Source organism: Deinococcus yavapaiensis KR-236 (genome assembly GCF_003217515.1).
GTDB classification, from domain to species: Bacteria; Deinococcota; Deinococci; order Deinococcales; family Deinococcaceae; genus Deinococcus_A; species Deinococcus_A yavapaiensis.
The window spans coordinates 1-21,634 of sequence record NZ_QJSX01000028.1 but is presented as its reverse complement, the minus strand read 5'-3'; the positions used below and the strand labels follow the sequence as shown (position 1 = coordinate 21,634).

At 67.1% G+C, this 21,634-nt stretch carries 15 protein-coding genes; 7 read left to right on the top strand and 8 right to left on the bottom strand.

Going from position 1 to position 21,634, the window contains the following annotated elements; all coding sequences use genetic code 11:
* Window positions 1-191: 191 nt before the first annotated feature.
* A complete protein-coding gene (locus tag DES52_RS21485; protein ID WP_110888887.1) occupies window positions 192-683 on the bottom strand; it encodes a DUF4188 domain-containing protein in 492 nt (163 codons plus the stop codon).
* A 67-nt stretch (window positions 684-750) separates the two neighbouring features.
* Between DES52_RS21485 and DES52_RS21480 the strand changes: the two genes are divergently transcribed.
* Window positions 751-1,287, top strand: a complete 537-nt coding sequence (locus DES52_RS21480) for a PadR family transcriptional regulator (protein ID WP_110888898.1) — start codon at window positions 751-753, stop codon at window positions 1,285-1,287.
* Between the two features lie 446 nt (window positions 1,288-1,733).
* On the opposite strand, the gene DES52_RS21475 is transcribed toward DES52_RS21480, so the two are convergent.
* Window positions 1,734-2,378 (bottom strand): NADPH-dependent F420 reductase, encoded by a 645-nt coding sequence (locus DES52_RS21475; RefSeq protein WP_110888886.1) that lies wholly within the window; start codon window positions 2,376-2,378, stop codon window positions 1,734-1,736.
* A gap of 142 nt (window positions 2,379-2,520) precedes the next feature.
* Between DES52_RS21475 and DES52_RS21470 the strand changes: the two genes are divergently transcribed.
* The 3 genes from DES52_RS21470 to DES52_RS21460 all read left to right on the top strand — a co-directional run bounded on the left by DES52_RS21470 (window position 2,521) and on the right by DES52_RS21460 (window position 6,284).
* Window positions 2,521-3,462: a LysR family transcriptional regulator gene (locus DES52_RS21470; RefSeq protein WP_146237419.1), complete on the top strand. Its 942-nt coding sequence runs from the start codon at window positions 2,521-2,523 to the stop codon at window positions 3,460-3,462.
* Window positions 3,463-3,795: 333 nt separating this feature from the next.
* On the top strand, window positions 3,796-4,995 hold the full coding sequence (locus DES52_RS21465) for an MFS transporter (protein WP_110888884.1): 1,200 nt from the start codon (window positions 3,796-3,798) through the stop codon (window positions 4,993-4,995).
* Between the two features lie 305 nt (window positions 4,996-5,300).
* On the top strand, window positions 5,301-6,284 hold the full coding sequence (locus DES52_RS21460; RefSeq protein WP_110888883.1) for an aldo/keto reductase: 984 nt from the start codon (window positions 5,301-5,303) through the stop codon (window positions 6,282-6,284).
* A gap of 71 nt (window positions 6,285-6,355) precedes the next feature.
* On the opposite strand, the gene DES52_RS21455 is transcribed toward DES52_RS21460, so the two are convergent.
* Window positions 6,356-6,886 carry a MarR family winged helix-turn-helix transcriptional regulator gene (locus tag DES52_RS21455; protein WP_110888882.1) on the bottom strand — a complete coding sequence of 177 codons (531 nt, stop codon included), beginning with the start codon at window positions 6,884-6,886 and terminating at the stop codon, window positions 6,356-6,358.
* A gap of 121 nt (window positions 6,887-7,007) precedes the next feature.
* On the opposite strand from DES52_RS21455, the gene DES52_RS21450 reads away from it, so the two are divergent.
* Together DES52_RS21450 and DES52_RS21445 are read left to right on the top strand one after the other, a co-directional pair.
* Entirely contained in the window at window positions 7,008-10,382 is a 3,375-nt protein-coding gene (locus tag DES52_RS21450; RefSeq protein WP_170131214.1) for a DHA2 family efflux MFS transporter permease subunit, read from the top strand.
* Between the two features lie 83 nt (window positions 10,383-10,465).
* Window positions 10,466-10,915, top strand: coding sequence for a hypothetical protein (locus DES52_RS21445; RefSeq protein ID WP_146237418.1), 450 nt, complete (start codon window positions 10,466-10,468; stop codon window positions 10,913-10,915).
* A gap of 112 nt (window positions 10,916-11,027) precedes the next feature.
* On the opposite strand, the gene DES52_RS21440 is transcribed toward DES52_RS21445, so the two are convergent.
* The 4 genes from DES52_RS21440 to DES52_RS21425 all read right to left on the bottom strand — a co-directional run bounded on the left by DES52_RS21440 (window position 11,028) and on the right by DES52_RS21425 (window position 18,618).
* Window positions 11,028-11,909 (bottom strand): MBL fold metallo-hydrolase, encoded by an 882-nt coding sequence (locus DES52_RS21440; protein ID WP_110888879.1) that lies wholly within the window; start codon window positions 11,907-11,909, stop codon window positions 11,028-11,030.
* Window positions 11,910-12,304: 395 nt separating this feature from the next.
* Window positions 12,305-13,030: a PAS domain-containing protein gene (locus tag DES52_RS21435; RefSeq protein ID WP_110888878.1), complete on the bottom strand. Its 726-nt coding sequence runs from the start codon at window positions 13,028-13,030 to the stop codon at window positions 12,305-12,307.
* A gap of 199 nt (window positions 13,031-13,229) precedes the next feature.
* Window positions 13,230-15,002 carry an NHL repeat-containing protein gene (locus DES52_RS21430; RefSeq protein ID WP_170131213.1) on the bottom strand — a complete coding sequence of 591 codons (1,773 nt, stop codon included), beginning with the start codon at window positions 15,000-15,002 and terminating at the stop codon, window positions 13,230-13,232.
* Window positions 15,003-15,222: 220 nt separating this feature from the next.
* Entirely contained in the window at window positions 15,223-18,618 is a 3,396-nt protein-coding gene (locus DES52_RS21425) for an ATP-binding protein (RefSeq protein WP_110888876.1), read from the bottom strand.
* Between the two features lie 537 nt (window positions 18,619-19,155).
* Between DES52_RS21425 and DES52_RS21420 the strand changes: the two genes are divergently transcribed.
* Window positions 19,156-20,523 carry a hypothetical protein gene (locus DES52_RS21420; protein WP_110888875.1) on the top strand — a complete coding sequence of 456 codons (1,368 nt, stop codon included), beginning with the start codon at window positions 19,156-19,158 and terminating at the stop codon, window positions 20,521-20,523.
* Window positions 20,524-20,590: 67 nt separating this feature from the next.
* Here the strand turns inward: DES52_RS21420 and DES52_RS21415 are convergent.
* The coding region (locus DES52_RS21415) for a ketopantoate reductase family protein (protein WP_245901217.1) at window positions 20,591-21,634 on the bottom strand (1,044 nt) is incomplete at its 5' end.

The following is a 21,634-nucleotide window of genomic DNA, read 5'->3' as shown; positions in this document are numbered from 1 at the left end:
GAACGGGACGCTCTATGCCCCGTTCGAGCCGCCATGAGTGATGACTGAAGCGCCGCCACGGGCGACGGTCCGAATCCGAGACGATGCGAACTCTACGTTCTGGGAAAGCGTGAAGTCACGGCAGTTCTCTCGTTCCACGTTCGGAGTCGGAAGCCGCGACTTCGCGTCGGGCGTACGCGAACGCCGAGGCGTTATGACGTTGGCGCTCCACGAAGGCGTCCCTCGGCGGTCGCGCGTCCGTGCGTCGCGGGGTGCAGGTTGCCCGCTCTGCCCAGCCCGCGCGGGCCGGTTCCGACGTAGACCGTCTCGTAGGCGCCCGCTTGAACTCGGAACGTCTCGTGCCAGATGCCGACGTCGCCCGCCGCCCGCCGAGCGCGCCGGTTGAACGCTTGCCAGGCGGGAAGATGCTGGTGGTCACGGGCGCGCGCGTACGCCATCAGGTGTTCGGTACTGCGCCAATACTGCACGACCGTGAAGCCGGTATTCCAGCTGGCGAGGCAGCCGAGCTGAGGCTGCTCTTGAAGTTCTCGAAGCATGCGCGGCATCGCGAGGAGGACCGGCAGCCAGGCCTGAACGCGCCAGGGCCGGTTGATTTGCATGCCGATCAGGAACACCACGAAGTCGCCGTCGAGCTCGGCGGTCATGCGGGCGGTTTCGGGGCGGGGAGCGGCAGGTTGGTTCATGGCGTTCCTCCTAGTCCTATTCAGATGGTCTATAATGGACCGTCTAGAAAAGAGTACACTGATGACCATGACGACCGCAAGTCCCCCCACGCTCACCGCCATCTCGTACATCGTCCTCGGCATGCTCGCCGAACACGGCCCCGCCACCTCGTACGACATGAAGCGCTACGTGGACACCTCGGTCGGGTACTTCTGGAGCTTTCCGCGCTCCCAGCTCTACGCCGAACCACAACGCCTCGCCACCCTCGGCCTGCTCGAAGAGCAACAGGAGGAAGGCGGGCGGCGGCGGCGCGTCTATCACCTCACGGCCACCGGCCGCGACGCTCTGCGCGCCTGGCTCGCCACGCCCGCCGGTTCGGGCGAACTGCGCGATCCGGGCTTGCTGCGACTGTTCTTCGCTCGGCAGGGACCGCCGGAACTCACCCGCGCCCTCGCCGCCGAACAGCGCGAACTGCACGCCGCGCGTCTCATCGAGTACCAGCACTTGGCGGCCTCCCTGAAGGGCGCGGAAGCTTTGCAGGCCCACACGCTGCGCATGGGCCTGCTGTACGAGGAGGCTTGCGTGCGCTTCTGGTCGGAACTCGAAACCCTCCCCGAGCTGTGAAACCACGACCCGCGCGCTCTTCGATCCCAGGGAGAATCCAAGGCGAATTCACGGACCGTCGAGGAGCGCGCGGCGAATCGCGCTTACTCGTAGTCCTCGATGCGCCACTCGTTCTTTCAATCCAAGTACGCCATCTTTGTCGAATCGCACGGGCGGTCACACGTAGCACGTAAGTCGCGCGAGTGTACCTGGGCTTGCCCGAAGAAACTCGTCGGTTGGACGCGCGTGACCGTTCCCCTCGACTCGACGTCCTTCGAGCGGCCCTTGTCGTACTGGAACGATCGAAATCACTCGTGGGCGGTCGCTTCGGGCACGCACCGCGGGCGCGTCGGCGCGCCCGCCCGTGCCCTTCGACGTGCCAGCGTCCTCGCCGTCCGTGCAACGCCTCGACGAGGTTGGAACCATGACGACGAGTCCAAAGGTACGGCCGCGCCGCCTCGTTCGCGTCATCGGTCGCTTCGGGAGGCGCCGAGCAGCCGGTACGACAGCCGACGGGTGAATCCGTGCCGTCGACCGACTTCGCGCGACAGCAACGTCATTCGTTCGATCACCCGGTTGTTTCGCAGCAACCCCGCGTCTAGCACGCGAAACGGAAGTGGCGCGAGCAAGGCCGACACCAGCGTTCGGGCGTGCACGTCGTCGCACGTGACGAGCACGTCCGACGCGCCCTCCTCGAACTGCGGCGTGTCGAACACCGCCACGAAGGTGTTCTTGAAGGCGCCCACCACGACGGAGCCCGGCAACAGCTTTTGAAGCTCCTCGGCCGCCGACGTGTCGTACGGCAGGAAAAAGTCCTCGAAGTCCTCCGTGAAGGGGTTGGCGATGTCCACCACGACCTTTCCGGCGAGCACCTCGGCGTACTCGCGTGCGAACTCCCTCGCGTGACGATGCCATAACGCCAAGACAACGACGTCCGCGTCCAACGCCGATGCAAGCTCGGCCGCTTCGACTCGACCTCGCAAGCCGAGCTCTTCGAGGCGCCCTTCGGTCACGTCGACCGAACGACCGGTCCAGCGAACTCGGTGATGCGGGGCGAGCGCGCGGACGAGCGCGCGGCCCATGTCTCCGGTTCCAACGACTGTCACGTTCATGCGATTCCTCCTTGGCTCTCGGGCCGTAGGCTCAGCGTAGGAGAAGCCCGCAGAAATCAAGAACGTCGATGCTCGGCATCGAACATGCCGATGCCGAGCATCGGCGGTTGCCTTCGGTGGTGACGTTCGGTAGCCTTCACTCGTGAAGCCCGGCGTTGACTTGCGGCAAGTGCGAATGTTCCTCGCCGTGCATCAACACGGCAGTTTCACGCGTGCCGCCCGGTCCCTGGACGTCGCGCAAAGTACGGTCTCGACCGCGATCCGAGAATTCGAACGCGCGCTCGGTCAGCCGCTCTTCACCCGTGAGGGCCGCCGAGTGCGTCTCTCGGCGCTCGGCGAAGCGATCCTTTCCGATGCTCGTCGCCTCGCCACTGCCGAGACGGACCTTCTCGACGTCGTGCGAGCGTTCGAAGCGGAGCGGGAGAAAAGCTTGATGCTCGCCACGAACGAATCGGTCAGCACGTACCTGCTTCCCGAGGTCACGAGGCGCATCGGGCGGACGCTGCCGCACTTGAGGCTGCAAGTGCAGCTGGGGTTGTGCCCGGCCATTCGAGAGCAGGTGCTGACGGGTCACGCCGACGTCGCCGTGTTGGTGGAGCCCGCGCGACCCGAGGACGAGCGTGAAGGCGCGGTGACGTTGGGAGAGACGCCGCTCGTGTTGTGCGCTGGGCCATCACATCCGCTGGTCGGTCGCGTGGTTCGGCTCGGTGACGTGTGCGACCGAGTGGTGATGATGACGTATACGGCTGGAACGTACGCGCGACTGCTGGGCGGCGTGTTCCGATCGGCGGGCTTTCCCGAGGTGCGGATGCAGGCGCTGGGCAGCATCGAGGCGGTGAAGCGGTATTTGAAATCCGAATCGGACGCGCTGGCACTGCTGCCGGGGTTCGTGCTGCGAGACGACGTGCGGACCGGCGAGTTGGTCGAGTTGAGGTTGGAACGACCGTTGCCGTCGGTGCAGATCAAAGTGTTGTGGGCGGCGGGAACGGAGGCGTCCGGCGCGCAAGACGCGCTGTCGTCCGCGTTGCGATCGGCGCTGCGAGACCACCGTGGTGACGAAACGTTCGCGTCCCTCGACACTTGAAGGCCAAGTCGCACAGGCTCTTGTAACCGAGGAGCACGAGGAGTCGCCACTCCACGCCGCCGTCCGCGCCCGTCCATCGCGCCCTTTCTACAGAACCCGAGCGCCGCATGAATTGTCCGCTCAGGGCGTCGCACAGGCTTGCGCTGGAACACGAAGGCTTCGATGCTATCGGCGAGAAATCTTCGTTGTCAAAGGGTTTCCTTCTTGAAGTGAGCCTCCCTTCCTGCTAACTTAAACGTTCAAGAAGCGGGGTGCGCTCATGCTGATACCTCCTCGCGTCAGCACGACGCGAGGAGGTATCAGGCACAAACCGACCCGCCGCAGGAGCGCCTTATGACCAAAGACGAGATCCTCACCAACGCCCCACTCGATGCGCGTCCCAGGACCATCGCCGCGGCGCGCGCCGCCGTCCGAGCCGTCTTCTTCGCCAACGGCCTCGCCATGGCCACCTGGGTCGTCAACATCCCGCGCGTCCGAGACCAACTCGACCTCAACCCCGCCACCGTCGGCACCGCCTTGCTGGGCATCGCCGTCGGAAGCCTCGTCGCGATGCCTCGCACCGGTCACCTCACCGCTCGTTACGGTACCCGTCTCGTCACTCTCGTCGCGGGCGTCCTCGTCGCGCTCACGCTGCTGCTGCCCTTCGTCGCGCCCAGCTTGCCGTTGCTGTTCGCCGCCCTGCTCGTGTTCGGCGCTGCCAACGGCGTGATGGACGTCGCGATGAACGCGCAGGGCGTCGTCGTGGAGCGCGCGGGCCGCAAACCGGTCATGAGCAGCTTCCACGCTGCCTTCAGCTTCGGCACCCTCGCGGGGGCCCTGCTCGGCAGCTTCCTGCTCGGCGAGGGCGTCGCCGCGCTGCCGCACGCGCTGCTCGTCAGCGCCGGTTTCCTCGCCCTGCTCGGCGTGGTCGGACGACTGCTGCTGCCCAAACACGAAGACACCGCCGAGCGCCCGTCGGAGGACGCCACGGCGAACGCGCCCGTGCGGCACGGCCGGTCGATGATCGTGCTGCTCGGCGTGCTGTGCTTTCTGGGAATGCTTGGCGAAGGCGCCATCGGCGATTGGAGCGGACTGTACTCCACCGACGTCCTGAAGGTGTCCGGAGGGTTGGTCGGGGCGGCCTTCACCGCCTTCACCCTCGCCATGACGGTCGCCCGTCTGCTCGGCGACGGTTGGCGCAGCCGTCACGGTGACGCGCGCGTCGTGACCTTCGGCGCGCTGCTGAGCGGCGTCGGACTGCTGCTGGGCCTGCTGACGCTGAATCCGCTGCTCGCCGCGCTGGGCTTCTTGGTGTTCGGCATCGGCGTTGCGAACGTCGTGCCCGTCTTGTACGGCACGGCCGGTCATGCCTTCGCCGGCAAGGGAATCGCGATGGTGGCGAGCATCGGCTACGCGGGCTTCCTGGCGGGGCCGCCGTTGATCGGCTTCGTGTCGCACGAACTGTCGTTGCGCGTCGGGATGATCGTCATCGCGGCGAGTCTGCTGGCGGTCGGCGCGTGCGCTCCGCTGGTGTACCGGCGACTGTCGCGCTGACCGAGGGGGAATGAACGCGCGCCGTCGGCAAGTGCGCCTTGCCTGCTGACATGGAAGGCGTTTCACGGCGGCCGGGCTCAAGACGAACCGGGAAAGTTCGGGCACGCCCTCCCTCGTTGCTCGGAGTGCCACCGACGGGCGCTCGGCGTCCTCGCGTGGCACGCAGCGCCGTCAGCCCGATGGTTCAACTTTGCAACTCCGGGACGAACTCGGAAATGGCGGCTCGGCCTTGCCGCTTGGTACGCTGGTGATTCTCCTCGCCTCGACGAAAGCGGTCGACCGCGAAGGATAGGAAGCGGGACATCATGGAATATACGAAGCTCGGCCGCACCGGATTGGACGTTTCTCGCATCTGCCTCGGATGCATGGGCTTCGGGGACTCGCAGCGTTGGGTTCACAAGTGGGTGCTCGACGAGGACGCCAGCCGACCCGTCATCCGCAAAGCCCTGGAACTTGGCATCAACTTCTTCGACACGGCCAACGTCTACTCCCTGGGACGCAGCGAGGAGATCGTCGGACGCGCCCTGAAAGACTTCGCGAATCGCGACGAAGTCGTCATTGCCACCAAAGTCCACGGCACGATGCGCGAAGGCCCGAACGGCGGCGGTCTGTCGCGCAAGGGGATCTTGAGCGAAATCGACCGGAGCCTCGAACGGCTCGGGACGGATTACGTCGACCTCTACCAAATTCACCGCTGGGATTCCACGACGCCCATCGAGGAGACGATGGAGGCGCTGCACGACGTCGTGAAGGCGGGCAAGGCGAGGTACATCGGCGCGTCGGCGATGTGGACGTGGCAGTTCCAGCGGGCTTTGCACGTCGCCGAGCGGCAAGGCTGGACGCGCTTCGTGTCGATGCAGAACCACCTGAACCTCATCTACCGAGAGGAGGAACGGGAGATGCTGCCGCTGTGCCGCGAAGAGGGCGTCGGCGTGATTCCGTACAGCCCCCTGGCGGGCGGGCGCCTCACGCGGGACGTCGGGGTGGAGGGAACGCTGCGCGCCGAGACGGATCAAGTGGCGCGCATGAAGTACGACGCGACGGTCGATCAGGACCGCGTGATCGTGGAGCGCGTGGCGGAACTCGCGAAAAGGTACGGCGTGTCACGCGCGTGCCTTGCCTTGGCGTGGCTTCTTCAAAAGTCGCCCGTGACGGCGCCGATCGTGGGGGCCACGAAGATTTCGCACCTCGAGGAAGCCGCTTTGGCGCTCGACGTGAAGCTCACGGCGGAGGACGTGGCGTACCTGGAGGAGCCATACGTGCCGCACGTGATCGTCGGCCACCGCTAGGCGGTGCCGCCGGGCTGCCCGGACGCATGGCGTGAACGGCAGGCACCTTCAGGACCGCGTTCGGCGCTTCCTCACGTTGGCCCCGACGGTCCACGTTCACCACCTCCGGTGCTCATCGGTGACGCGCGTCCGTCGCGCGGCGAGGCGGACGGAGACTCGATTCGGCTGAGGAGATCGAGGCTTTCGAGCAACAATTCCGCGCGCTCCGGCCCGAGGTCGGTCAGGAGATGGCCCAGACGGGTCGTGACTTCCTGATTCACGGCCTCGACGATCGCGCGTCCTTTTGGCGTGAGGTGCAGGCGGAAGCGGCGGGCGTCCGCTTGATCCACGACGCGCCGAACGAGGTCGCGCTTGATGAACGGGTCGAGCAGGCGGCTCGTGGCGTACCCGGGAACGTGCAGGATCTGCGCGAGTCCGCTCGGGGTGAGGTCTTGCTGATCGATCCAGCGCAAGATCATGTAGTCGCGCATGTCGAGCTCGAAGCGGTCGCTGAGGATCGGGTCGAGGGCGCGCGTGAAGGCTTCGCGGGCGCGGAAGTGACTTTCCAGCAGCCGGGTGGCGAGCGTCGTGGAATCTTGAGCGGAAACAGGCGCGGGCAGCATGGATTCATCTTATAACTGCTGAGAGTCATTATTTGCACTATCGCAATTAATGGGTGTAGGCTGGCGAAGTTTGGGCCACGGCCCCAAGAGAATCCTCGACGCCCCTTCTCGGAGACCACGCATGACCACCACCCGACCCCCGCTTCCATCGTCCCCCCCCGATCTCACCGGCCGACAGCGCACCATCTCCTTCGTCGCGCTTCTCCTCGCCGTGCTGCTCGCCAGCATGAACCAGACCATCGTCAGCACCGCCGGTCCTGCCATCCAAAAGGCCCTCGGCATCGAAAACAGCCTCTACTCCTGGATCACCACCGCCTACCTCCTCGCCAGCACCACCCTCGTGCCCATCTACGGCAAGCTCAGCGACCTCGTCGGACGCAAAGCGATCTTGCTGCTCGGCACCGTCGTCTTCATGGCGGGCTCCGTCGTGTGCGGCCTTTCGAGCGGAGTCGGGATGCTCATCGCGGGACGCGCCGTGCAAGGCCTCGGCGGCGCCGCCCTCATCGGCTTGATGTACGCCGTCGTCGCCGACCTCTTCACGATCGAGCAGCGCAGTCGCTACACCGCGCTTATCGGCGCGGTCTTCAGCCTTTCCACCGTCATCGGCAGCATCCTCGGCGGGTACGTCACCGACCACTTCGGTTGGCACAACGTGTTCTTCATCAGCGTCCCCCTCGGCGCGTTCGCCCTGCTGACCATGCTGTTCATGCCGCCCCTCAAGCAGCGCCGCGAACGCGCGCCCCTCGACCTCGTCGGCGCCCTGCTCCTCATCGTCTTCAGCGTCACGCTGCTCCTCGCCCTCTCCCTCGGCAAGACCACCGTCGCGCCCGGCGAAAGCGGCTTTCTGTGGAGCTCGTGGCAGATCCTCTCGCTTCTAGCCGCCGCCGTCGTCGCGCTGATCTCCTTCATCGCCGTGGAACTGCGCGCCGCCGACCCGATCATCAACATCCGTTTGTTTCGCAACCGCACCTTCATGGTCGCGAACGTCGTCACCTTTCTCGTCGGCGTCGTCTTCTTCGCCGCCACCGTCTTCTTGCCGCTGTACATGGTGAACGTCATCGGTCTCAGCGCGACGAACGCGGGCCTCACGACCTTCCCCCTCACCATCGGCCTCGTCGTCAGCAGCATCATCGCCGGACAAGTCTTCGCCCGCATCGGCAAACTGCGCCCGATCATCTTCGTCGGCGGGCTGTTCATGATGCTCGGCTTCGTGCTGATGGGCTACACGCTGCGCATCGACAGCACCCAGGCCGAACTTACGTGGAAGATGATCATCGTCGGCATGGGCCTCGGGCCCGTCCTGCCAATGCTCACCCTCGCGATTCAAGGCAACGTCAGTCCCGCCGACATCGGCGCCGCCACCGGCACCAACAACTTCTTGCGTTCGCTGGGCAGCACCATCGGCGTCGCGTTCCTCGGAACGCTTTTCGCCACCACCCTCAAAGACGAGATCCAGGACAAGGTCAACGCCGCCAAGACGCACCTGCCCCCCGAGATGCGCGCGCAATTTGACCTGACCAGCTCGTCGGGCGGCAAGACCAGTAGCAGCAACCAGAACTTCGACGCCGCGAAAATCAAACGCGACGCCACGAGCAAGCTCGACGAGACCCGCGTCCGCTACATCGCCGCGCTGCGCGACCACGATCCGGTGGCCGTCCGCGCCCTGCTCACCGATCCCAAGACCGACGCGAAGCTTCGCGACGTCCTGAAAAAAGGCGGATTCGAGGGCGCCATCGAGGCCGCCTTCGCCGAACAGCGCGACCTCCTGACCCGCGCGATCCTGAAGCGCGACCCCGCCGCCATCACCAAGATCGTGAACGACCCGAAGCTGCCGCAGGAACTCAAGGACCTCGCGCGCGGCGGCGTGAAAACACAAGTCGAAGCAGGCATCGCGCACCAGCGCGACCTGCTTACCCGAGCCCTGCTCTGGAACGATCCGGCGGCCGTGCGTGAACTGCTCGCCAGCCCGCAAACGCCCGCCGAGTTCCGCTCAGTCCTCTCGAGCGGCGGCGTCGAAGCGCAAGTGAAGGCCCGCTTCGATCAGCAGCGCGCCCTGCTGAAGCGAGCCTTGCTTCAAGACGACCAGAGGGCCGTTCGCCAGATCGCCAACGACCCTCGGACGTCCGCGCAACTCAAAAGCGTCTTCCGAAACGGCGGCGTGCGCGCCCGGGTGAAGGCCGAGTTCGACGCGCAGCGACAACTGTTCACGGCGGCCCTGCTTCGCGACGACCGCGGCGCCATCGAAAAAATCCTCGCGGACCCCCGGCTTCCCGCCGACTTCAAGGGCCTCTTCCAAAACGGCGGCCTCACGAGGCGAGTCACGGCGGGCTTCGACGCGCAACGTCGACTGTTCACCAATGCCCTCCGGGACGGCGACGCCGCGGCCGTCGCGAAGATTCTCGCGAACCCGGAGCTTCCCGTGAACCTCAAAGGCCTCTTCCAAAACGGCGGCCTCGAAGCCAAGGTCGACGCGGGCCTCGCCCGACAGCGCGACGTGCTCACCCGAGCCCTTCGCGACGACGACCCCGCCGCCGTCCGCGCCCTTCTCGCCGCGCCCACCACTCCCGACGAGCTCAAGCAAGCGCTTGGGTCCGGCGGCATCCGCGCTGCGGTGAAACGCGGCGTGGACGCCCAAAAGGCCGCGATCGCCAACGCCGTGAACGCCGGTGACCTCACGCCGCTCGTTCAAAACACCCGGTTGCCGCGAGCCTTGCGCGACGCGCTCGCCGCCATTCCCCGCCAAGCCCTCGCGACGCCCGAAACGCGCGCCGCCGTGCTCGAGAAGCTCACGGCGCAACTCGACGCGTCCGAACCGGCCGCCGAGAAGGCCGCCGTGAACGTGGCCCTCCAGAGCGCGACGGCCAAGCTCGACGCCGCGCGGCTTGGCGCTCTGAAGAGCGCCCGCCAAGCCGCGCTCGCCGAGGTCCTCGCGGGCCTCGACGAGCAGGAGCGTCAAACGCTCGCCGCGACGCCGCGCCGAGCGCTCGACAAGATCCTCGCCGAGCTCGCCGTGAAAGAGCGGCAAACCCTCGCCAGCGCGCCTCGGCAAGCCCTCGACGAGATCCTCGCGGGCCTCGACGCCCAAGAGCCCTCCGTGCTCGCCTCCGCGCCGCAACAAGCGCTGCGTGCCGCCTTCGTCAAGCTCGACGCCGCCGAGCGGCGAGCGCTCGAGACCGCCCCGCGTCAAGCGCTGAGCAAGATCCTCGCGGGCCTCGACGAACAGGAACGGCAGACGCTCGCGACGACGCCGAAGGAAAGCCTCGACCAGATCGTGCAGAAACTCGACGAGGCCAAAGCGAAGGTCGTTCCCGTCATCGACGAGATCGGCTTGGGCATCAAACACGCCTTCACCGACGCCGTGTCGCTGCTGTACCGCGTCGGCCTCGCGGTCGCCGCGCTGGCCCTCGTGATCAGCATGTTCTTGCGCGAGACGAGCCCACGCGCCGTGTCGCGCGAGCAGATCGCCGAGGACGAATTACGAAGCGTCGAAGCGTGACGAAAAGGGCCGGACTGTGAAGTCCGGCCCTTCGACGTTATCGAGCGCCGGGAAAACGTATGATCGCTCGAGGAGCGGCTTCGATGCGTGAACATCCCTCCAAGCTCTCGATGCTGGCCCCCAAGATCCGGCTGCAACTGAGGATCTTCTCGGTCTTGGCGCTGATCATGCTGATCGTGCTGGCCCACGACCTTGCCATCAGCCGAGTGCGTCTCACGTTGGCGCTGGGAGGCGCGGTCGCCGGTTGGCTGGTGGGCTGGCTCGTCGGTCGAACCACGAAGTTCCGGTGGGACGAGGAAGAGAGCCGCGTGGTGTCGAACACGGACTGGTTCGGCGCGTTGGTGCTGGCGGCGTACTTGGCGTTCACGCTGCTGCGCACGCGGCTCGTCGGCGTGTGGGTGGAAGACGTCACGCAAGTGGCGAGCGTGAGTTTGGCCTTGGGCATGGGGTCGATGATCGGGCGAATCCACGCATTGGGACGCGGCATTCGCCGCGCGATCAGTGCGTGGCGAAGCGCCGATCGCGCGACGTGACGCTGGGCGCGCTGTCTCGTTGCCACCACGTTGAACGAGGCCATGACCTGAGCGAACACCCGGGTCGCGACCGCACGCCCCGCCGACGGCAAGGCGTGCCACGACTCGGCGCTCACCCCGCCGCCAAGTCACGAAGGGCGGCCCGCACGTTGCCCTCGTGGAACGAACGGTAGAACGCCGCGACCCGCTTCGAGTCCGTGCCGACGAGGCGCAGGGCGTCCTCGAAAGCGAAAACCGTCTCGACCTCGGAATTCGGCAACCCGCCCGCCGTGAACGCCGCGCGTGCCTTCGCGCGAACCTGGGCGAAGTACGCCAGGTTCGACGTCAGCAGTGACGCACTCGTCGTGCCTCCGTGGCAGGCCAGCACCACGTCCGGATCGAGCGCCGCCAGCATCGTGAGGGTGCTCTCCAGTCCGCGCAGACCCGCCGTTCCCCCTGCTTGCGGAAACGGGTACTCCGCCGCGTCACCCGCGAGGAGCATTCGAAGTTGCGGAATCCAGACGGCGAGGTGATCGTCGGTGTGACCGGGCGCGCGCCGCACTTCCAGCGTCAAGTCGCCTCCATCGAGGGTGAGCGCGTCGTCGACCAGCACGGTCGGCGCAACGAGACGGACGTCGGCGTAGCGGGCGTTCTCTCGTTGGCGTCGCTCGAGGCGCTCGCGCTCCCCTTGAGACGTGAGGCGGGCCGCGGCCGTACGGTGCCCGATGATCGCCGTAGGATGGCGTCCTCCCGCGCTGAACACGCGGTTGCCGTACGCGTGGTCGTAGTCGGCGTGGGTGTTGAGGACGAGCAGGGGTCGCTGGCGAAGGTGCGGTCGAAGGCAATCGAGCGCGGCCTCGGCGAGCGCCGGGGTGGACATCGTGTCGAGCAGCAGGACGAAGCGCTCGGTGAGCACGGCGAAGGCGTCGACTTCCTCTTCGGCCCGCAGAATCAGAACGCGCGGATCGAGGAGCGCGTACCGAACGAGCGTGACGGTCGAGGCGTCGAGGCTCACGCGTCACTCCTGGGCTTCAGCGTCGCGATCGATTCGAACATGAAGTGCACTGTACCCGAGTCCACGCGGCCCCGATCATGGAGCGCCGCTTCACCGGACGGTCGACCAGGACTCGGCGCGGCGCAAGGCGCTCGACCGGATGCCACGTCAAGGCGCTTTCGGACGCGGTATCAAGCGGGGCGAGCAGCATGGCACGTCACGACGGGAGCAGCAAGGTCGGCGACCTCGCCGCTTCCTGACTCGACACGTGTGGCGGTCAAAAATCGGACGAGCTTTGCGCGATCCGCTCGCGAATCGAACCCTGCGACGCTTGTGCCGTTCGCCCGAGTCGTGAGTCGAAGGGCAACTCTTGCCTTCGCGTTGCAGTGTTGACGTCCCCTCCGTCCAGTCGTGGCTCAAGTCCGGGTGACGTAGCGCGTGACGTCGATGGTGAGCGTGAGGATGCCCGACACCTTCCCGTCGAACCCGCGCAACGGCAGGTACGAGAAGTTCACCACCAGCGGACGCGTCTCGCCCGTCTCGGGATCGGTGATGGCGGCGGGCATCTCCTCGCCCCTCGCCGCCTCGCCCGAGTGGTACACCTGGTCGAGCAACTCGAAGTATCCTTGTCCCTCCAACTCGGGGAAGGCCGCACGCACGGTCTTTCCGTCGAGGTCGCGTCCGCCGACGAGGTCACGCGCGAAGTCGTTGCTGAACTCGAAGGTGTGCTTGGGGCCGCGCGTGATGCTGATCGCGATGGGCGCTTCTTTGAACAGGCCCCGCAAGTAAGCGTGCTCGGCGTCCTTTTGGAGCACCCATTGTCGGTCGGTGACGTCGCGAAGCAGCAAGGCGAGCCCACCCTGCTCGTCGGGAACGGCGCTCACCTCGTGCCACGCGAAGATGGACGGGTGGAACACCTCGAACTCCACGGCCACGCGGCGACTCATGGCGCGTTCGAGCTCATTCCAGGCGCGCGAGCCCGGCTCGTCGGGAATGAGGGCGCGCAGCGACTCGCCCGGATTCAAAGACTGATTGCGAAACAAGAGGCGAGCGGGGGCGTTGACGCGCGTCACAGCCCAAGCGTGATCTATGGCAATGAACCCCAAGGGCAGGTGGTCGGCGAGGCGCTCCGCGGAAATCATTTCATCAAGATAGCGGACCGCCCGAGGCAGGAGTCACGCCAGAACTGAACGTGGAAAGGACCTGCCTCGGGCAATGTACGGCCAAACCGCGAACATGCGCTTGCCCACGTGCGTTCGGAGTGCGCCCACGAAGCACGGCCGGGCGTCCCGGTCTGACTCGACGCTGGGCTCCGTTCGGGCCCGACCGTTGGTCGTGGCGTCAAGGCCAGTAGCGAGTGAGCGCCACGGCGAGGCCATCGGCGGAGCGAGCGCCGGCGAGTACGATCCGAACGGCAGGAATGCGGTCGTCGCTTTGCAGGGCCGCCGCGTTCGCGAAGTCGGCCTTGGCGTCGAGCGCGACGGGCGTGATCGTCGTTCCACCTCGACCGAAGGTCGCGTCAAGCGCGCCGCCGGCGGTGAGGCGCGTCACGGCGAAGTTGCCTGACGACGTCTGCCCCTCGTTCACCCAGCCGCCCACGACGATCTTGCCGTCCGTCTGCGACACGAGCGCGGCCGCCTTGTCCCAATTGGTCGAGCTGAGCGGCACCTCCACCACGCCTCGCGAGCCGAACGTCGTGTCGAGGACTCCACCCGTGTTCAGGCGCACGACCACGGTGTTCATGTCGCGCTCGCCCGCCAGCAAAACGCGCCCATCGCGGTCCACGAGCGCGCTCGTAGCACTGCTGCTGCTGCCAAACACGTCCGCCACCTTCCCGTCCGAGCCGAACGTGGAGTCCAGCGCGCCGTTCGATGTGTAACGAACCACTTGGAACTTGCCGCCGCCCGCGGCGACGATCTTGTCGCCTTGCAACGCCAACGCGAAGATACGGTCCGTCTCGGAGAGGGTCAGCACGGGGGTCGTCACTCGACCGTTCGTGCCGAACGAAGCGTCGAGGGTGCCCGTCGGCGTGAGGCGTGCGAGGGCGAAATCGACGCCCGACGCCACGAACGTCGCCTCGCCGCCAAGAACGATCTTGCCGTCGGGTTGCAGCGCGACCGCGTGCGTTTTGCCGACGCTGCTGTCCGGAAAGGCGATCGTGACTTTTCCGTTCGTGCCGAACGAGGCGTCCAGCTTTCCCGTCGACGTGAGGCGAACGGCCGCGAAGGACTCTCGCCGTCCCGAGGCGGCCGAGCTCGAAGCGCTGCCGCCCACGATGACCTTGCCGTCCGGTTGCACCACCACTGCCTCGGCGACGTCGCGCCCGCCTTCGAAGTCCACGACGACCTTGCCGTTCGTGCCGAACGACGAGTCGAGGATGCCGTCACGGTCGTAACGCAAGATCATGAAGTCGCCGAGTTGACCGAACGCCTCGCCGACCACCACGATCTTTCCATCGGGAAGCACCGCCATGGCATTTGCCTGGCTTTCTCCCAGCGAAGCTTTGGTGACGGCCACGCCCGCGGTTCCGAACGTCGTGTCGAGGCTGCCCGCGGCACCGCGCACGGTCACGACGACGGCGCGCGACACGCTTCCATGCTCGAATCGCGCGTGCAGCGTCGCGGTCGTCGGGCGACTGTGTGGCGCTCCGCGCGTCGCTGTGACGGTCACGTCGGCGGTGTTCGCAGCGGATGGAATGACGACGGACGACGCCTTCGCGCCCGTAGGGAGCCCGTCGAGCGAAATCGTGACGGGACCCGTGACGCCTCGCCGGTCGATCGTCACACCGAGGCGCGCGGCCGCGCCCGTCACGACGGGTAACCGAACGGCCGAAAGCGTGATGATCGGCGCGTCGGCATTCACGACTCCGGCAGCGTTTTGGACGACCGCCGTGATGCTGGAGGTGTCAAGGGCACGCGCGTCGACCGGCGTGGCGATCGGTGAACTCGGCGTTGCGACGTGGGCCGCCGCTTCTCGAGGAGTTTGCGGACGTGTGTTCGACAGGCTCCCCGCCATGACCGCGACCGTTGGCATCCGAGCGATGCCGTTGTCGTTCGCGACCGCGCTCGGAGCGGGCGGTAGGCACGCGGCGAGGAGTGAAACCGTGAGTCGCATGAATGACGATGAGCGAAAGGAAGGCTTGCGAGGAATCATCGGTGGTTCTCCTTGACGAGCGGCAGGATGAGGATGCGAAGGACATGGGCGGCCATACCTCGCACCTTCGAAGGACGGGCGGGCGCTTCGAAAACTGTAGGGGCCAGGGTGTGACGATCCTGTGACGGCGCCCCTTCACGCGCTTCGGGCTTTCGGACGTCCCCGTCGCTCAAGGTGACCGTCACCGCTTCGGCTCGCGGTTGCGCTTCGTCGCCGTGGCGGCTTCGTGCGCGAGTTCGAGCAGGCGCGCGTGGGTCGGTCGAGCGCGAAACGTGGCCGCGAATGCGGCAGGGACGTTCACGGACAGCGCGTGATCGAGCCACGCTGCGGCTCGCTGCAAGGTGACGCCCGGCCACTCGCCAACGGCCGCGTGCGCGAGGGCGTACACCAGCAACGGCTTCAAAACGTCGTCGCGTGGCGGCGTGCGCTCCCAGCGATCCGCAGCGTCACGCGCGCTGGCAAGCGCCTGCGTGAATCGGCCCCGCTGCAGCAAGGCGCTCGCGCGCTCCGCGAGGGCCGCCGTGAGAAGCTCCTCTTGGCCGTGCCGCCGCGCGAACGCAACAGCTTCGTCCGCGAGCGCCAACGTCTCGTCGGGCGGCGCGATTGCCAAGCGAGCCAAGCGCAGCGATCCTAGTGTCGACGGTAGAGAACGCGTGCGCGTCCTCGCCTCGGCTTCATCGAACGAGGCGCGCGCTTCCTCGAATCGCCCCCCTGCCGCGAAAACGCGGCCCAGCCACAAGTGCGCCTCGCCGAACGCGCCGGCGTCCGGATCGGGCGCTGCCAACGCTCGCCGGGCGGCCGCTTCGCAAGCGCCGAGGTCGCCCAGCATCCACGACAACTGCGCTGCGGCGCGCTCCACCAGCCCGCTCGACGCCTCGAGGTCGCGGCTCAACGCGCGGGCCACCTCGAACTGCTCGGCGGCCCGCGCGTACCGATGGCGAATCATGAAGTTCTTGCCGAGGCCGACGGCATTGAGGTACGCCACGCGCGTCGTACCGGGCGTGGCGCCGAGGTGCGTGCGCACTTCCAGGCGGAGGCGCTCGGCGCGTTCCCGCTGCCCGACGTGCTCCAAGACCGTCGCGGCATTTTGCCGAGCGAGGTTCGCGCCGTACCGATCTCCGTGCGCCTCGGCGGTGCTCGCGGCGCTCAAGAAGCGCTCGACGGCACGTTCGTCTTGCCACGTCGAGAACAGCGCGACGCCCACGGTGAGGTCGAGCGTCGCGGCGAGTCGTCGGTCGGACGACATTCGAGCGACTTCGAGGGCCCGCGCGATGAGGTCGCGCAGGCCCTCGGTCCGCCCGAGCGCGACGCGCGCCTCGATCACGAGGCGCCGCAATTCCACTTCCAACGCCGTCGCTTGCTCGACCATCGGCGCTCCTTCCAGCGCGTTCAAGCCTTGCCGCGCGGCCTCCTCGGCGCCGACGCCGTCACGGTGGCGCACGAGGCGCGTGACGGCGTCGGCGGCGCACGATCGGGCGATTTGCAAGGCGCTGCGCGCGCCGCTCTGTAAGCGGCTCCGTTCGTCGTCGAGCACTTCGCGCAAGTCGTGCAGCCACAACCGTTCGAAGATGGCGGCGCGCGCCTCGAAGGCCGCGTCGTCCTCACCGACGCCGTCGAAGCACGCGGCGGCGGCCGCGTAGAAGCGCGCGGCGTCCGTGAAGCGCAGGAATTCTCCTGCTCGGGCGGCGGCAAGCAGCAGCAGGGGCGCCGCTCGTCGAGGTTCACCGCCCGCCTTCCAATGCAGGGCGACTCGGGCGGAATCGCCCGACCGCGCTTCGAGGGCTCGCGCTGCCGCGCGGTGCAGAACTTCGCGCACGGCGGGCGGCGTGTCGGTCAGCACGGCTTCCTGGACGATGTCGTGAACGAAGCGCGCGCCGCTCATGAGACGAGCGGCCTCCAACTCGTCCCAAACTTGCAGCACGTCCAAGACGGAGACGCCGAGCACCTCCGACAGCAATTCGACGTCGAAGTCACGCCGAAGCACGCTCGCGGCGCGCGCGACCTGCTGAGCTTCTCGTGACAAGCGGCGCACGCGCCGCCGAATGACGTTCCCCGCGCGTTCGGGCGGCGGCAAGGCGTCCGGAAAGCCGTGCGCCACGAGACCCGTCTCGTACAAGTGCTTCAAGGTCTCTACGACGAAGAGGGGATTGCCGCCCGTGTAGCGCGTCAACTTCTCCGCGAACGTCGCGCTCGGCAATTCGAGCGTGTCGAGCAGACGCGCGACGGCCGACTCGTCGAGGGTCGGCACGTCGATCGCTTCGGCGGCGTCGGCTTCCACGAGGGCTTGCAGCACGCGAACGCAGGTCTCGCTCGCCTCGTCCGTTCGGTGCGTGGCGAGAAAGCGGGGCGCGTCCGCCTCGAACACCAAGGTCCGCAGGACGTACCCTGCCAACTCCAGGGTCGCGTCGTCGGCGAAGTGCAAATCGTCGAGCACGAGGACGCCGACGAAGCCTCGGCACGCCTCGACGACCGCGTCGAAGAAGCGCAGCTTCCCGTCGGGAGACGCGAGCGGCAGCGCGACGCCGAATTCGGGAATCAGGCGCGCGAGTTCGCTCGTCGTCCAAGCGGGCAGACGCTCTCGCCTGCCCGGTAGACCAAGCAGGGTGCGCGTCCAGCGGGCGGCCGTCGCGTAGGGAACGTCCGCGTCGCCGGGCCGCGCCTCCAGGTGGACGTACACGCCTCTCGACGACGCGAAATCCAAGGCGAGGCGCGTCTTGCCCGCGCCCGCCTCACCCGCCAGGACCGCGACGCGCTTCACGGCCCACGCGCCCTCCAAACGCGCCCACGCGTCCTCGCGTCCGACGAGCGTGAAGGGACGCTGCACGGCGAGCGGCGACGTCGCCGCTCCCGCCGTCGGCACGACGGAACCGCGCGCTATCTCGCCGGCGAGCGCTTTCGTTACCGGCAAGGGCTCGGTGCCGAGCGTGTCCCGCAGCAAGCGTTCGAGTCGGCGGTACGCGTCCATCGCCGCGGCGCGATCACCCCGCAGGTGATGCAAGCGCATCAACGCGCGGTGCGCCTCTTCGGACAGCGGCTCCAGCGTCAAGGCACGCTGCGAGGCGTGCAACGCCCCGACGAGATCACCGGCCCGCTCCAAGTGCTCGGCGTGCCTGGCCGCCGCGAGCAAGCGCAGTTGCTTGACACGCTCGCGTTCGAAGGCCAGCCACTCGGCGAAGTCGGGCAAGTCGTCGCTTTCCAGCCCTTCGAGCAAGTCGCCTGGAACGCTCAGCAAGTCCCCGTACGCTTCGTCGAACGCGAAGCGTCGCATCTCGCCGACATCGGTTGCGACCGTCGGCGCGAGGCGAATCGTGTCCGTGCCGAGCACGAGGTCGTCGCTCGTGGAGACACGCAAGCGGCGCAGCAACTGACGCATGTTGGCGCGCGCCGCGCGTTCGGTGGATTCAGGCCACAGCCACCCGGCGAGGCGGTACTTCACGGCCGAGCCTTCCAGCGCGAGGTAGGCGAGCGCCGCCGACGTGCGCCGCTCCAAGCGCACCTCGCCGTTCGAACCGATCAGGCGCGGCGTTCCGAGCAGTTCGAGCCGCCACGGACAACGCGCGAAGGACGCGTCGCGCATACGCCATGCTACGCCACCTTCGAGAAGCGAGGGCCGATTCCCGTGCTCTTGATGATTCACCTTCGTGGCGTGTCGCCCTCGCCCGTGAACGAAGCACACGAATGAGCGCGCCGAGCGTGCGTGACGGCGGCCCACCTTTTCATTCGCCCGCCGTCGTGACAGCAGAAGTGCCGAAGATCACCACGCTCGCTCGTCTCCAGGCGCGCTGCAAGGGAGGGCGACACCGATCACTTGGCGCCGGAAACAGTGGCCTTCATGGCAAGCACGGCCAGGACCGTGGCGCACGTCGCTCGTTCGGCACGCCCTCGTCTTCCACCGCCGTCACAACCTCGTCACACGGTCCGGCCTACCTTGGCGTCGAGCGCGCTCGAACGTTTTCGACGTGCGTTCCACGCGGCTCTGCTTGAGCCGCTCGGTTGGACGTCTCGCCGCGACGCGTCGAACGTCCGCCGGTCATGCTCGAATCACCGTCGCTCGGGCATCTTACGACACGACCGAGCGCGTTCACGCGCCGCCCCTGCCAGGAGGATCTCTTCGATGACCCGACTTCCGTTCGCTACCCTGCTGACGTCCGCTCTCGCCTTCGCGCCGATCGCAATTGCCGCCGACACCGCTTACACCTCGGACGTGTCCTTGAGGGACACCACGGTCGCGGGTCGCGACGCCGACGACAATGGCGTTCGCGACGACATCGACGCCTTCATCGACCTTCGCTCGTCCGCTCCGAACGTGGCGTCCGCGAAAACCGAGCTCGTCGGGTACGCACGCGCACTTCAACGCACGCTCACGTCGGGCGACGTCACGGCGGGTCAGGCGGTCCTTGATCGCCTCGCGGCCTTGTCGCGCGTCACGCCCGAGTGGGAAACGCTCGCGAGCGACGTTCGCTCCCTCACCGTCAACACGAAGGTGCGCTTGCGCGCCTTCACGAGCTTCGTCGCGTCCGCGAAGAGCGCCACCACGTTCGTGCCGTCGAGCGCGCCCGACACGAAAACATTGACGGACTGCCTCGCGGACTGCACTCTGATTTTGTTTCAGAACGGCATCTTCACGACCGAGGAAAGCGCGATGCGTGACGTTCGCGCGTTGCAATCCCTGCTGGGAGGATCGTTCGAAGGGCAGACGTTGCTGTACGCCGTGAACTACAATCCCACCGACGGCCTCGGGGACCTCGCCGAGGTGTTCTTGCAAAAGTTCGGTGAGCACACCCTCAGCACCTCGAACTTCATGCGGTCGCTCGGCGAGTCGAGTGTGCTCGAACGCTTCGCGGTCGACTTCCTGACGCGCAAATTGCAAGCGGCGATCCCGCCTGTCACGCCCGGCAACGTCTTGAACTTCTTGCGCAACCCGACGAGCGTGCTGCCGTCCGCACAGCAACTCACGCCGTCTCCGGCGGACGTGAACGCCCTCGTCGAGCAGTACAAGACCGCGTACCTGGACGTGCTGCTGCGGTCCTTGAAGAGCTTGCACGACAAGAGCAGCGACAGCACGTACTCGGACGCCAAAGTCTCGTCGCTCGTGGACACGCTCGACGACGCGCTTCGCAAGGGCATGCGCGCGGTGCTCGTACCGTACAGCCAGGGGAATTTGTACGCGACCGTGGTGTACCGCGAGCTCAAGGCGCGCGGCACGCCGTTGGACCGCTTGCGCATCGTGGGCGTGGCGGTGCCGAGCGGCAGCATTCCCGGCGGCGGGGAGTACGTCACGTCGCAGTCGGACCTCGTGGTGGGCGGCTTGCGGTTGTTGTTCGACGTGCTGCCGCCCACGAACGCGTCGGTTCCGGCGCTGCAAAGTCAGGACATGGGCCTCGGGCACAACTTCGGCATGGTGTACGCCAATCCGCGTTGGGCGGTCTCGACGGACTTACGTGAAGCCGTACGGCGCGCGCTACGCAGCCTCGACCCTTGACTGCCGCGTCACCCGAGACCGCAAGGGTCGCCGCTCCGACCTTTCGGCGACTCCAGCGGTGGGCTCGTCAAGCGGGTTGTTCGGCCGTGGCGGCACGCCCCATGGCGTCGCGTAACGCGTCGAGGTTCTCGCGCCCGAGGGAGCGCCGCCCGCTTTCCAAGTCGCGTACCAAGCTGACGAGCCGCGCGATGATCGGGGTCGGCACGCCGCACGCCTGTCCGGCCGTCAAGATGCTTTCTTCCTGAACGACTTCGGTCGGTCGCTTGCGCACGGCGAGGTCACGCCAGATGCCGCTGTGCGTCTTGGCGCTTTTGCGGTTGAACGCGACCATGTCGTCCATTGACTTGCTGGCTTGCTCGTCGGAAGCGCTTGGCATGAACGCGGCCGGGTCGAAGCCGTCGAAGGCTTCGGGCTGGATGCCCGTGGTGACCGCGACGCGCAACACTTCTCGCGCCAAGGCGATGTACGTGGCGCGGTACTCGGAAAGCGAGAGGGCGTCGGCGATGCTGTCGTTTGTCAGGGCCGTCGCGAACAGCAACGCCCCGTACGCGAGTTTGCTCCACAAGTACCCGAAGATGTTGCCGGTGGTGATGGCGGCGTCGTCGAAGGTCAAGAACAGTTCGTGCAAGGCGCGCAGGCGCGGCGTGTCCTGCCCGTCGAGTTCACCGAGGACCACGGCGCCTCGACCGCCGTACAAGATGGTGCCCGGCGAGAGGTAGTCACCTCCGAAGTTGACGAAGCATCCCATGACGCGCTCGGCGCCGAGCGCGTCGGCCAAGACGAGTTCGTTGAGACCGTTTTGCGCGGACACCACGTACCCGTCCTCGTGAAGGTGCGGAGCGAGTTGCCGCGCGGCGTGCGCCGTGTGCTGCGCCTTGGTGCACAGCACGACGAGGTTCCATCGGCCGTGTAGTTCGCGCGGCGTGAAGGCCGAGGCCTTCACGCCGAAGTCGTCGACAGGACCGGTGATGTGAAGTCCGTTGGCGCGGATGGCGTCGACGTGCTCCTCGACGAGGTCCACGAAGGTCACGTCGTGTCCGGCGCGCACGAGGTACGCGCCGATCGTGCCGCCGATGGCGCCCGCGCCCCAGATCAGCACCTTCACGACACG

Bases quoted from the DNA above. Each gene is read 5' to 3' on its own strand.
- DES52_RS21455 (WP_110888882.1), bottom strand. From the start codon at position 6,886: ATGCTGCCCGCGCCTGTTTCCGCTCAAGATTCCACGACGCTCGCCACC.
- DES52_RS21430 (WP_170131213.1), bottom strand. From the start codon at position 15,002: ATGCGACTCACGGTTTCACTCCTCGCCGCGTGCCTACCGCCCGCTCCG.
- DES52_RS21460 (WP_110888883.1), top strand. From the start codon at position 5,301: ATGGAATATACGAAGCTCGGCCGCACCGGATTGGACGTTTCTCGCATC.
- DES52_RS21420 (WP_110888875.1), top strand. From the start codon at position 19,156: ATGACCCGACTTCCGTTCGCTACCCTGCTGACGTCCGCTCTCGCCTTC.
- DES52_RS21425 (WP_110888876.1), bottom strand. From the start codon at position 18,618: ATGCGCGACGCGTCCTTCGCGCGTTGTCCGTGGCGGCTCGAACTGCTC.
- DES52_RS21465 (WP_110888884.1), top strand. From the start codon at position 3,796: ATGACCAAAGACGAGATCCTCACCAACGCCCCACTCGATGCGCGTCCC.
- DES52_RS21480 (WP_110888898.1), top strand. From the start codon at position 751: ATGACGACCGCAAGTCCCCCCACGCTCACCGCCATCTCGTACATCGTC.
- DES52_RS21475 (WP_110888886.1), bottom strand. From the start codon at position 2,378: ATGAACGTGACAGTCGTTGGAACCGGAGACATGGGCCGCGCGCTCGTC.
- DES52_RS21435 (WP_110888878.1), bottom strand. From the start codon at position 13,030: ATGATTTCCGCGGAGCGCCTCGCCGACCACCTGCCCTTGGGGTTCATT.
- DES52_RS21445 (WP_146237418.1), top strand. From the start codon at position 10,466: ATGCGTGAACATCCCTCCAAGCTCTCGATGCTGGCCCCCAAGATCCGG.
- DES52_RS21450 (WP_170131214.1), top strand. From the start codon at position 7,008: ATGACCACCACCCGACCCCCGCTTCCATCGTCCCCCCCCGATCTCACC.
- DES52_RS21485 (WP_110888887.1), bottom strand. From the start codon at position 683: ATGAACCAACCTGCCGCTCCCCGCCCCGAAACCGCCCGCATGACCGCC.